13 protein-coding genes are annotated in these 11,231 nt (G+C 72.6%); 7 read left to right on the top strand and 6 right to left on the bottom strand.

The window, feature by feature from the left end; all coding sequences use genetic code 11:
* Positions 1–45: 45 nt before the first annotated feature.
* Entirely contained in the window at positions 46–684 is a 639-nt protein-coding gene (locus ACK99Q_RS17310; protein WP_410187346.1) for an alpha/beta hydrolase family protein, read from the bottom strand.
* Between the two features lie 81 nt (positions 685–765).
* Here ACK99Q_RS17310 and ACK99Q_RS17305 point away from each other — a divergent pair, with 81 nt between their 5' ends.
* From ACK99Q_RS17305 to ACK99Q_RS17290, 4 genes are all read left to right on the top strand, one after another.
* Entirely contained in the window at positions 766–1,728 is a 963-nt protein-coding gene (locus ACK99Q_RS17305) for an alcohol dehydrogenase catalytic domain-containing protein (RefSeq protein ID WP_410187345.1), read from the top strand.
* 45 nt (positions 1,729–1,773) lie between these two features.
* Complete coding sequence (locus ACK99Q_RS17300) at positions 1,774–2,823, top strand: FUSC family protein (protein WP_410187344.1); 1,050 nt, start codon at positions 1,774–1,776, stop codon at positions 2,821–2,823.
* Between the two features lie 105 nt (positions 2,824–2,928).
* Entirely contained in the window at positions 2,929–3,276 is a 348-nt protein-coding gene (locus ACK99Q_RS17295) for an STAS domain-containing protein (protein ID WP_410187343.1), read from the top strand.
* Positions 3,273–4,010, top strand: a complete 738-nt coding sequence (locus tag ACK99Q_RS17290; RefSeq protein ID WP_410187342.1) for a GAF and ANTAR domain-containing protein — start codon at positions 3,273–3,275, stop codon at positions 4,008–4,010. Before ACK99Q_RS17295 ends, ACK99Q_RS17290 begins: the two co-directional genes overlap by 4 nt.
* A 3-nt stretch (positions 4,011–4,013) precedes the next feature.
* On the opposite strand, the gene ACK99Q_RS17285 is transcribed toward ACK99Q_RS17290, so the two are convergent.
* Both ACK99Q_RS17285 and ACK99Q_RS17280 read right to left on the bottom strand, forming a co-directional pair.
* Positions 4,014–4,598, bottom strand: coding sequence for a UdgX family uracil-DNA binding protein (locus ACK99Q_RS17285; RefSeq protein WP_410187341.1), 585 nt, complete (start codon positions 4,596–4,598; stop codon positions 4,014–4,016).
* A 55-nt stretch (positions 4,599–4,653) separates the two neighbouring features.
* Positions 4,654–5,487 (bottom strand): sulfurtransferase, encoded by an 834-nt coding sequence (locus tag ACK99Q_RS17280; RefSeq protein WP_410187340.1) that lies wholly within the window; start codon positions 5,485–5,487, stop codon positions 4,654–4,656.
* A gap of 70 nt (positions 5,488–5,557) precedes the next feature.
* Between ACK99Q_RS17280 and ACK99Q_RS17275 the strand changes: the two genes are divergently transcribed.
* On the top strand, positions 5,558–6,346 hold the full coding sequence (locus ACK99Q_RS17275) for an MBL fold metallo-hydrolase (RefSeq protein ID WP_410187339.1): 789 nt from the start codon (positions 5,558–5,560) through the stop codon (positions 6,344–6,346).
* On the opposite strand, the gene ACK99Q_RS17270 is transcribed toward ACK99Q_RS17275, so the two are convergent.
* Positions 6,343–8,064: an AMP-binding protein gene (locus tag ACK99Q_RS17270; RefSeq protein ID WP_410187338.1), complete on the bottom strand. Its 1,722-nt coding sequence runs from the start codon at positions 8,062–8,064 to the stop codon at positions 6,343–6,345. The two genes, ACK99Q_RS17275 and ACK99Q_RS17270, sit on opposite strands and share 4 nt — an antisense overlap.
* 180 nt (positions 8,065–8,244) lie before the next feature.
* Entirely contained in the window at positions 8,245–9,354 is a 1,110-nt protein-coding gene (locus ACK99Q_RS17265; RefSeq protein WP_410187337.1) for a ScyD/ScyE family protein, read from the bottom strand.
* 188 nt (positions 9,355–9,542) lie between these two features.
* Here ACK99Q_RS17265 and ACK99Q_RS17260 point away from each other — a divergent pair, with 188 nt between their 5' ends.
* Both ACK99Q_RS17260 and ACK99Q_RS17255 read left to right on the top strand, forming a co-directional pair.
* Entirely contained in the window at positions 9,543–10,139 is a 597-nt protein-coding gene (locus ACK99Q_RS17260) for a TetR/AcrR family transcriptional regulator (RefSeq protein WP_410187336.1), read from the top strand.
* A gap of 38 nt (positions 10,140–10,177) precedes the next feature.
* Positions 10,178–10,723 carry a MarR family winged helix-turn-helix transcriptional regulator gene (locus ACK99Q_RS17255; RefSeq protein ID WP_410187335.1) on the top strand — a complete coding sequence of 182 codons (546 nt, stop codon included), beginning with the start codon at positions 10,178–10,180 and terminating at the stop codon, positions 10,721–10,723.
* A gap of 1 nt (position 10,724) precedes the next feature.
* Here ACK99Q_RS17255 and ACK99Q_RS17250 read toward each other — a convergent pair whose 3' ends face one another.
* Positions 10,725–11,027, bottom strand: a complete 303-nt coding sequence (locus tag ACK99Q_RS17250; RefSeq protein WP_410187334.1) for a hypothetical protein — start codon at positions 11,025–11,027, stop codon at positions 10,725–10,727.
* Between the last annotated feature and the right edge of the window lie 204 nt (positions 11,028–11,231).

Below are 11,231 nucleotides of genomic sequence, written 5' to 3'. Positions count from 1 at the left end.
CGACGGGTCGCCGACCTCGTCACGAACACTCGACGGACGGGCGGGTCAGCCGATCGCGGCGAGGAAGTCCCGGGTGAAGGCCTCGTAGAACGTGTCGGGGTCGAGTCCGGGGGTCGGCACCTTGTTCGACGGCAGCGGCGACATGAAGTCGAAGTGGCCGACCCCGTCGTAGGAGCGCAGGTCGAGTCCGGCGGGCGCCGGGCGCAGCAGCTCGGCCGACTCCGGCGGCGTGACGCTGTCCTCCGAGCCGACGAAGGCGGTGACGGGCGCGGTCACGGCGTCGAGGGCGTCCGGCCCGGCGAACCAGCCGGTCGACGGCGCCAGCACCACGACGCGCGAGACGCGCGGCTCGGACGGGACCGCGAACGGCTCGCCGGCGCGGGTGCGGGGACGGGCTCCCGCCAGGCACAGGGCCGCGCAGCCGCCGAGCGAGTGACCCGCCGCCACGACGGGCAGGTCGTCGTGGCCGAGCCCGGCCAGCGGGGCGACGAGCGCCTCCACCCGTCGACGCACCACGTCGTCGGAGAACGTCTGGGTGAGCTCGTGCTCCGGGGCGTGGACCACGAAGCCCGCCTCCGCGGCCGCGTCGAGCAGCCGGCGATAGCGCGTGGGATCGCCGCCGGCTCCGGGCGCGAAGAGCAGGATGCCGCGCGGGTGCTCGGGGGTCAGGGAGAGGGCGCTCATGCTGGCACCCTACGCACGGCACGCACCTCCGGCGAGGTGTTCGCTTGACCTCAACGGCGGTTGAGGTTGTCCGATGGGGACATGCACGCGATCCGCCACCACGAGTTCGGGCCCGCCGACGTCCTGCGCCTCGAGCACCTCCCCGACCTGGACCCCGCGCCGGGTCGGCTCCGGATCGCGGTCGAGGCCGCCGGGGTGCACCTGCTGGACACCTCGATCCGGGCGGGCGAGTCCTTCGGCGCCGGCCCGCGGCCCGAGCTGCCGCTCATCCCCGGCCGGGAGGTCGCCGGCGTCGTGGACGCGGTCGGCGCGGGCGTGGACGACGACTGGATCGGCCGGCGCGTCGTCGCCCACCTCGGGTTCGGCGGTGGAGGCTACGCCGAGCAGGCCGTCGTGGCCGCCGACCGGGCGCACGCGATCCCCGACGGCATGGACGCACCGACCGCCGTCGCGACGATCGGCACGGGCCGCACCGCCACGGCGATCCTCGAGCTCGCCGAGCTGCGCTCGGGTGACGTCGTGGTCGTCACCTCCGCGGCCGGTGGCCTCGGTCCGCTGCTGCTCCAGGGCGCACGGAACGCGGGTGCGCGCACGGTCGGCGTCGCAGGTGGAGCGGAGAAGACAGCGCTCGTCGAACGGCTCGGCGCGGACCTCGCCCTCGACCGCCTCTCCCCCGGCTGGGAGTCGCGGATCGCCGAGGCCGGCACGCCGACCGTGGTGCTCGACGGCGTCGCCGGGGAGGTGGGACGCGTCCTCTTCCGCGGCCTGGCCCCGGGCGGGCGCCTCGTGCGCTTCGGCTGGTCCTCGGGCGAGCAGAACGCCTACGCCGATCCCACGCGCCGGGTGGTCGACGTGCTGGGACCGGCGATCCTCGACCGCCTGCCCGAGCTCGAGCACAAGGCGCTGGCCGCGGCGGCGGACGGGAGCCGGGTCCCCCTCGTGGGCACGGTCCTGCCGCTGGCCGAGGCGGCCGCCGCGCACCGCTCCCTCGAGACCGGCGCCACGGTCGGCAAGGTCGTGCTGGAGCCGCGCGCCGAGGGCTGAGCGGGACGAGGTGCCGCCCGGGGCCGCTCGTGCCACGGTGAGGTGATGCACGCAGCGACCCGATGGCTCCTCGACCGGTGGATGATGCATCCCCGGATCGCCCTCGCGCTGCGCGCCGCCGTCGCCGCCGGGCTCGCGTGGACCCTCGTGCGCTTCGTGCCGGGGTCGCAGGACTACCCGTACTACGCGCCGTTCGGCGCCATCATCGCCACGACCTCCACGCTGGCCGGCTCCGTGCGCGAGTCCCTGCAGGCGGTCGGGGCGATCGTGGTGGGCGGCGTGATCGCCTGGCTCGTCGACACGGCCACGGGCGACTACGTCGCGGCGGTCACGCTTGCCCTCGTGGTGGCGCTCTCGGTGAGCGTCGCGGGCTGGCGGCCCCTCGGCGCCATGGGCGGCTGGGCGCCCACGGCGGCGGTCTTCACGCTGATCATCGGCCACGGCGAGGCCAACTTCATCGCGGCGTACGGCGGGCTGACCCTCGTCGGCGCGATCGTCGGCATCGCCGTCAACATGGTCTCCCCGCCGCTGCCGCTCGCCCCGGCGCGACTCGCGGTCGGGCGCACCCGCGCCGTGCTGGCGTCCCAGCTGCGCGAGCTGGGCGACCTCATGGTCCAGCACGAGCTGCCGACGCTCGACGAGTGGCACCACGAGCACTCCGAGCTCCGGCGCGCCCGGACCGCGATGCGCGACGCCGTCACCCTGGTCCACGAGTCCCTCACGGGGAACGCGCGCGCCCGGCGGCACCGCGACGCGCTGGACGTGCTGACGCAGGACGCCGACTCGCTCGACCGCGTGTCGCTTCTGGTCTCCGACGTCAGCGACCTCGTGCTGCGGCCCCACGGGGTTCCCGGCGATCCCGAGGGTCGCGCCGCGCTCTCCGACGAGGTCCGCGAGCCCATCGCCCGGGCGATGCACCGCGTGGCCGACGCCCTCGACGCGTACCAGCACGGCGGGGACACCCGCTCCACCCTCACGGCGGCCGACGCGGAGCTCGAGCACCTGCTGCGGAATCAGCCGGGCCAGACCCACGAGCAGCTGCTCGTCCACAGCGTCGTGCTCGCCCTCCGTAGGGCGCTCGACACATTCGGCTGACACGCCCTCCCAGAATTGCTCCGTGACCCCCGCACTTGTACGTTGAGCCTCAAGCGCGGTGCTTAAAACTCGGGCACTGATCCTCCTCATCAGAGGAGGTCTGCCTTGCAGACCGATTTTCAGTTCTCGTGCGATCCACCGAAGGCGCAGATGCGCATCGTCGGCGAGCTCGACCCGTCGACGACCGCACACCTCGCCGACGTGCTCGAGAGCCTGGCGACACGCGGCTGCACCCGCGTGGAGGTGAACGTGGAGGAGGTGTCGTACGTGGACAAGTCGAACCTGCGCGTGCTGCGCGCCGAGCAGCTGCGGCTGCGCTCGGACGACGGAGATCTCGTGGTGGTCGGTGGCTCCGACTACCACCGGGTGGTCGCGCGCCATGCCGGCTGCACCGAGCTGTTCCCGTCCGCCGCCGCCGAGGACGCGGCGTCCCGGGAGGGCGTCGGCTCATGAGCGTGGACCTGCCGCTGGTCGAGCGGCTCGCCGAGGCCGCTCGCAACCTCCAGACCGCGCCGAGCGCGGCCGCGACGATGGAGACGGCCGTGCAGCTGGCGGTGGCGAACATCCGCCACTGCGACTCGGCCAGCGTCACGCTCGTGCGGCGCCGCGGCACCCTCGAGACCCCGTCCTCCAGCGACAGCGTCGCCCTGGCCTGCGACCGGCTCCAGTACGACCTCGAGGACGGTCCGTGTCTCCAGGCGGTGTGGGACGAGGCCGTCGTGCACTCGGCCGACCTCACCGACGACGCCCGTTGGGGCGTCTGGGGCCCTCGGGTCGCCGAGGAGCACGGCGTGCTGAGCGTCCTGTGCCTGCGCCTGTTCACGGAGAAGGACGACATCGGCGCCCTGAACCTCTACTCGCTGCGTCGCGATGCCTACCGCGAGGAGGACCGCGACGAGGGCGCCGCACTGGCGGCCCACATCGCCGTGGCGCTCGCCGCCGCCCAGGCGCAGGAGAACCTCACCCGCGCGCTCGACGCCCGCACCCTCGTGGGGCAGGCCGTCGGCATCGTCATGGAGCGGTACGGCGTCAACTCCGCGGCCGCGTTCCAGGTGCTCGTCCGGATCAGCTCACACAGCAACCTCAAGCTGCGCGACATCGCGCAGGAGCTCGTCGACACGGGCAACCTCCACGGCAGCGAGCGGTCCAGGAAGACGCCCTCCGAGATCGAGGCCGAGCAGCAGTAGTCGCTACGCCGCGTCGGCGGCCCGTCGCAGGTCCCCGGCGAGGTCCTCGAGCCCGGCGGCGTAGTCGCCGCGGTCGCGCAGGCGCAGCAGCGCCGAGGGGTGCGTGGTGAGCAGCACCGCGTACGGCGCGTCGACCTCCATCACGTGCCCGCGCTCCTCGCGGATCCGCACGGTCCGACCCAGCACCGATCGGCCGGCCGTGGCGCCGAGGCAGACGACGACGCGCGGCTCCACGACCTCCAGCTCACCCTCGAGCCACGGGTGGCAGGCGTCGACGTGGCTCGCCGCCGGCTTCTGGTGGATCCGGCGCTTGCCGCGCGTCTCGAAGCGGAAGTGCTTCACGGCGTTCGTGAGGTAGACCTCCGAGCGCTCGATGCCCGCGAGCTCGAGCGCCTCCGCGAGCACGCGCCCGGCAGGACCGACGAACGGCTCACCCTCGAGGTCCTCCCGGTCGCCGGGCTGCTCTCCCACGAGCATGAGCGAGGCCGACGCACGCCCCACCGAGAACACGGCCTGCGTCGCGTCCCGGTACAGCTCGCAGTTGCGACAGGCCTCCACCTCGTCGCGCAGGTCGTCGAGTCGGCTCATGCCCCTGACGTACCCGAAGTCCGGACGAACGAACGGGCGGGTGCGTCCGGGAGGATCAGCCCTGCTCGAGCGGACGCGCCGGATCGGCGGTCCAGGCGTTGAGCGAGCCGTCGTAGATCGCGACGTCGTCGCGACCGAGACCCTTCAACGCGAACGCGACGGCCGTGGCCGCGATGCCCCCGCCGCAGTACGTCACGGGCGCCACCTCGGGATCGAGCGCACCGACCGACTCGAAAAGCGGGCGCAGCTCGTCGAGGCTGCGCAGGCGGCCCTCGTCGTCGACCAGCTCGCCGAAGGGCACGTTGACACTGCTCGGGATGCGGCCGCCGGCGAAGGACTCGCGGTCCAGCGAGTTGATGAGCAGCACGGAGCCGTCCTGCGTCGCGGCCTCGACGTCGGCGGTGCTCGCGATGCGCTCGCTGCTGCGCGAGGGCGTGAACCGCGCCGGCTCGTAGGCGGCGTCGCCCGACTCCACGGGCAGCCCGGCGTCCTGCCAGGCCTTCAGCCCGCCGTCGAGGACGACGACGTCGCGATGCCCCTCGAGCTCGAGCTGCCACCACAGTCGCGTGGCCCAGATGCCGTTGACGTGGTCGTAGACCACGACCGTGTGCTCGTTCCCGATGCCGAGGTCGCCGATCACGCGCGCGAAGTGGTCCGACGGCGCGGCCTCGAAGGGCGCCTCGCCGTCGTGGACGGTGAGGTCGGCGAGCTGGTCGGCGAAGGTGGCGCCGGGGACGTGGGCCTCGCGGTAGGTCGCGCGGCCCGACTCGGTGTGCGCGCCCTCGGCGTCGAAGGTGAGGTGGACGGTGGCGTCGACGACGCGGATCGAGGGATCGTCCAGGCGATCGCGGAGCCACTGGACGTCGACGAGGCGGGGGTGGGAGGTCATGTCCTCGAGCCTAGGTCGGGCGAGGTGGCTACTCCCCCGCGTCTCATCTGGTGTGCGGCGGGCGAGGCGCATGTCCGGGGGCGACACGGGTACTTCTCCCGAGGAGCGGACGGAGGACCTCATGGGCATCACGCAGGTGCACGACGGGATCGTGCGGATCGAGCAGGCCGGGACCAACTGCTACCTCGTCACCACCGCCGGGGCACCATTCTTCGTCGACGCGGGACTCCCCCGCACCCGCGAGCTCGCCGAGCAGGCCCTGCGCGAGCGTGGCCACGACTGGGGCGACGTCACCGACGTCCTGCTGACGCACGCGCACTTCGACCACCTCGGCTTCGCCGCCCACGCGGCCCGCGCCGGCGCCCGCGTCTGGGCCCATCCCGGCGACCACCGGATCGCGCGGCGCCCCTACCGCTACCAGCCCGGGCGGCCGCGTCTGCTCTACCCGCTGCGCCACCCGGCCTCGGTCCCCGTCCTCGCGCGCATGGTGGCCGCCGGCGCCCTCAAGGTCGAGGGCGTCGCGCAGGTCGAGAACCTCCACGCGGGGGCCGAAGGGCTGCCCGCCGGCGTCGAGGTCGTCGCGACGCCCGGCCACACCGACGGCCACTGCGTGCTGCTCCTGCCCGACTCCGACGTCGTCTTCACGGGCGACGCGCTCGTCACGCTCGACCCGTACACCGGTCGCACCGGCCCGCGCATCGTGGCGCGCGCCGGCACGAAGGACGCCCGAGGTGCCCTGCGGTCGCTCGACGCGATCGCGGCCACGGGCGCCGGCAGCGTGCTGCCCGGTCACGGCGAGCCGTTCCGGCACGGCGCCGCGTCCGCCGCCGAGTCCGCGGCGGGCGCGGGAGTCGCCTAGTCGCGCTCGTGGTGGCTGAACATCTCCTGCACCTGGCGGCGCAGCACCTTGCCGATCTGCGAGCGCGGCAGGTCCTCCACGAACTCCACGCGGCGCGGCAGCGCGTAGCGAGCGAGGCGCTGCTCACCGTGCGCGCGGACCGTCTCGACCGAGGGCGCCGCGGCCCCGGACTCCATCACGAAGGCCGCGAGCACCTCGTGGTCGCCGGCGCTCGTGCTGACGCCCACGACCGCGACGTCGGTGACGCCCGGTAGCTGTCGCAGGTGGTCCTCCACCGTGGACGGGTACACCTTGAACCCACCGACGATGATCATCTCCTTGACCCGGTCGACCAGCGTGACCCAGCCGGTCGCGTCGACCTCGACCACGTCGCCCGTGCGCAGCCAGCGGTCCTCGAGCAACTGGTGCGCCGTCTCGTCGGGCCGGTTCAAGTAGCCCGTGAAGACCTGCGGACCACGGACCAGCAGCTCGCCGCGCCGCACGCCGCGCTCGTTCGGCTCGACCTCGCGCGTGTGGTCGTCGACGTCGACGATGCGCATGTCGGTGTTGGGGAACGGGACGCCCAGCGTGCCCGGGCGACGCGTGGGCGCGCACGGGTTGCCGAGGGCGATCGGCGCGCACTCGGTCATCCCGTAGCCCTCGATCAGCAGTCCCCCGGTGAGCCGCTCCCACCGCTCCACGGTGGCGGGTGGGATCGGCATCGCGCCGGCGAACCCGAGCCGGCACCGGCGGAACCCTTCGACCGGCGGCTTGCCTGAGGCCTCGGCGGTCGCGGCGATCCGGTCGAACATCGGCGCGACGCCGGCCATGAACGTGGCGGGCCGACGGCCGAACGCCTGCACGACGGCCTCGGGGTCGAAGTTCGGGAACATCACGAGGGTCGCCCCGATGTGGCCGGGAAGGTTGAGGCAGAAGGTCAGTCCGAAGGCGTGGAAGAACGGCAGCACGCCGTAGACGGTCTCCTCGCCCTCGCGGAAGCCGGCCCACGCCTGGCCGTGCACGAGGTTCGCCACGAGATTGCGGTGCGTGAGCATGGCCGCCTTCGGCGTTCCCGTCGTGCCGCCCGTGTACTGCAGCAGCGCGAGGTCGTCGGCGTGGACCTCGGCCGGCGGCACCTCGCCCTGCGCCCCGGAGACGAGGTGGTGCCAGTCGGGGATGTCCGACGGCACCGTGCCCAGCAGCGCCTCGCGCTTCGCCCGCGCGGGCTTGAGCGGCAGGCGCAGCAACAGGCGCGAGAGCGTCGGCAGGTCACGGCTGACGTCGACGCTCACCACCGTCTCGAGCGGCGTCGCGCCCCGTGCCGGGAGCACCCGCTCGACGGCCTTGTGCCACACCAGCGCGTGCGTCGCGGCACAGTCTCCGAGCAGGTGCTCGAGCTCGGCCTGCGTGTACGTCGGGTTGAGGTCCACGACGACCGCGCCCAGGCGCAGGACCGCGTGATAGGCGACGAGATGGGACGGGCAGTTCGGCAGCACGAGAGCGACCCGCGACCCCGCGCGCACGCCCAGCCCGCTCAGCACGACCATCGCGCGGCGCACGGCCTGCTCGGTCTCGGCGTACGTGGCCGTCGCGCCGAGGAAGTCGGTGGCGATCCGGTCGGGCCAGCGCTGCGCCGATCGCGCGAGCCCTGCCGTGACCGGCTCGTCGGGGATCTCGATCTCCACTGGGACGCCGGGTCCGTAGTGGACGGCCCACGGGCGCTGGTCGTGCTGCTCCATCATGTCGCCTTCGGCTTCGGCCGGACGCCCCCAGCGGGCTCCGGCGAACCCTTCGAGTCTAGGGAGGTCCGCGGTCACCGGCCCGACGGCGTCACCGCGCCCCAGACGCCGGCGTCCCGAGGACACCACAAGGGCGCCGGTCCCGAGCACCAGCGCCCCTGCGGCCGAGACGTGCCTCCCTCAGGAGGCCCGGCGGAACGCCCGGTCCGAGACCTTCACGACCTGCCCGGCACCCTCGATGCCCAGGAAGCCCGCGATCGACCAGGCGGTGGAGTACAGCGACGTGCCCGAGATCACCAGGCCGGTCGGCATCGTCACCTGCGCGTACGTCCGCTTGCCCCACGGCGAGACCTTGACGATCTGACCGACGGTGGACGGATCGAAGCCGGGTCCGGGCTCACCCTCGGGCATGCCCTCGAGGACCTCGCTCACGTAGATCGTGCCGTCGCGGCGCACCGCGATGCCGGTCGGCGACGTGAAGCCCTTGATGACTCGCTTCACCTTGCCCGTCCGGGCGTCGAGAACGTACACGCGACCCTCACCGGGTGCCTCGCCGGTCAGCGCCGACACGTAGAGCGTGTTGCGGGGACCGTAGGCCAGGCCGGTCGGGACCGCATCGCAGCCCACGGTGTTCGCGTCGTTGTTCGGTCGGCCCTCGCACGCGCCCGTGTTGACGGTCGGCGGCACGAAGAACGTCGAGACCTTGCCCTTGGCGCTCACCCGCAGCACCGCGTTGGCACCGCCGTCGGCGACGAGGACTCCCCCGTGGCGCCCGCGCTCGGCCAGCAGGCTGAAGGGGTTCGACAGCGCGTCCAGGGGCGCTCCGTCAGGGCCGAACTGCGTCTGGCCGTCGGGGTTGTACTTCAGCTCGTGCGCCATCAGATCGGCGAACACGCTCACCTTGCCCTTCTTGGCCACCAGCACCGAGGAGCCGGGGTACGGGCCGGCCGGCGCCGACGGATCGGCCTCACCGGTCACGATCGCGATGTACTTGCCCACGCGGACCGCGCCGCTGGCGGCGTTCGGTCCCAGGCCGCTGACCAGGGTGCGCACCTTGCCCTGGTGGCGCGGATCCACGGAGATGACCCGGCCGGCGCCGGACTCCATGACGAGCAGCCGGTGGCCGACGTCGCGCGAGACTTGGAACGGCCCCTCGAGCCCGTCGGCGACGACGGTGATGGGGCGGGAGGTGGGGCGGTGCTTGCCGTGCGCGGACGCTGACGGTGCGAAGGTGAGGGCGACGGCGGTCGCGGTCGTCGCCGCGGTGAGAACTCTCCATACTGGACGCATCTCGGACTCCTTGAGAGGGGACGGTTTTCCCGAGACGTTTGTGTGATTTCCATCACACGTATCACGAATGCCGACCGAGGTGAACCCCTCCCTCGGACCCCAGCACCAGGGGTGTTCCTCCCTGTAACCCGGCGTTCCGAGAGCCCTGTGCACAGAATCGACCTAGGCTCACCGCACGGAGGTGGAACGTGGTCAGGCTTCATGCCGAGGAACGACGCAGGCAGCTGCTCGCTGTCGCGCGCGAGGAGTTCGCGCGCGTCGGACCCGAGGGTGCGCGCATCAGCGACATCGCCAGACTGGCGGGTGTCAACGTCGCCCTGCTCTACCGCTACTTCGAGTCGAAGGAGCAGCTCTTCGAGGAGGCCGTCGTCGAGCCGATCGACCACCTCCTGCAGGACGTCCTGGCCCAGACCGTCGCCGGGAGCATCAACGGCTCGTCCGAGGCCGTCACGATCTTCTACCGAGGCCTGCTCGAGGTCTTCGTCGAGTACCTCGACCTGTTCAACGTCGTCCTGTTCAGCGACCGCGACAGCGGTCAGGAGTTCTACCTGCGCCGCATCGCCCCCTTCATCGACTCGCTGGCCGAGCACGTGCGCGGCGCGGCAGGCACTCTGTGGGCGCAGAGCGCCGACCCGTCGCTCACCTCGCCGATGTGCGTCGGGATGTGCTGGGGCATCGCGATGGACGCGCACTTCCGCGGGGTGGAGCTGGACAGCGACGAGGTCGCGCGCGTCCTGACGATGATCACGATCCAGGGACTTCGGGGCGGAACCCCTCCGCGCTGACCTCCGGCGTCCACCCGGCATCGGCTAGCGTCGCGACCATGAGTGAGAGCGAGCGCTGGCTCGACGACGACGAGGCCGAGGCGTGGCTCGCCCTGGCGTCCATCCTCGAGGTGCTGCCGGCGACGCTGGACTCCCAGCTCGGGCGCGACGCCGACCTGACCTTCTTCGAGTTCCTCGTGCTGGCCCAGCTCGCCGAGACCGACGAGGACTCGATGCGACTGTCCGACCTCGCCGCGGCCATGAACACCACCCCGGCGCGCCTCTCGCGCGTCGTGGCCCGACTGGAGCAGGACGGGCTGCTGATACGCACGGCGAGCCCCGACGACGGGCGCTCACGCCATGCGCGCCTCACTCCGTCGGGCTGGGAGCGACTGGAGGTCGCCTCCCCCGGGCACGTCGACCTCGTCCGTGAGGTCTTCGTCAGCCGGCTGACGCGCGAGCAGCTCGGACAGGTGCGCCGGATCGGCGACCGGCTGCTCGCGGGCCTGGACCCGGGCCACCGCGTGCTCGCGGGCACCCGTGGTTCGACCCGCGGCCGTCAGGGACTCTCTCGGTTCCCTGAGCGGCCTCGGGCCGAAGACTGAGTCAGCTGCGATGCACCTTCCAGACGCCGAGCAGGAAGGTCGAGATCGCCGAGGCGATCGCGAGCGCCGTCCACACGGCGGCCTCTCCCGTGGTCGCCAGCGGACCTTGCGCCGGCAGCCGGAGGAGCTGGACGAGCGACACCACCCACAGGACGGCCATCAGGACCAGGCCAAGGTTCATGACCCGCCCACCGAGCGCGGTGGGCTCACCCTCTCGGACCGCATCACCTTCGCGCTCCCGCGTGCGGGTGACCGTCTGGGCGTCACCGCGCCGATCAAGATGCAGGCTGTGGGAGAGAGCCATCGTCGCCGTCCTTCCAGCGTCAGTTAGTTGTATCTACAACTTTCTGTGACCAGTCTACGTCCGACCGGAAGGGCTCACAACCGGAGACCCGTCTCCGCTCCCCCGCAGCGCCGCCTCAGTCTTCGAGTTGTTGGAGGCGTTCGTGGGCGTCGGTGGTGTGGTGGGTGTCGGTGCCGGCGGCGCGGTGGAACCAGGTGATGGCGT

It is taken from the genome of Aeromicrobium sp. MLTX1 (genome assembly GCF_046452335.1).
In the GTDB taxonomy this organism is placed as follows: domain Bacteria; phylum Actinomycetota; class Actinomycetes; order Propionibacteriales; family Nocardioidaceae; genus Aeromicrobium.
This window is presented reverse-complemented; position numbering and strand designations above follow the sequence as displayed.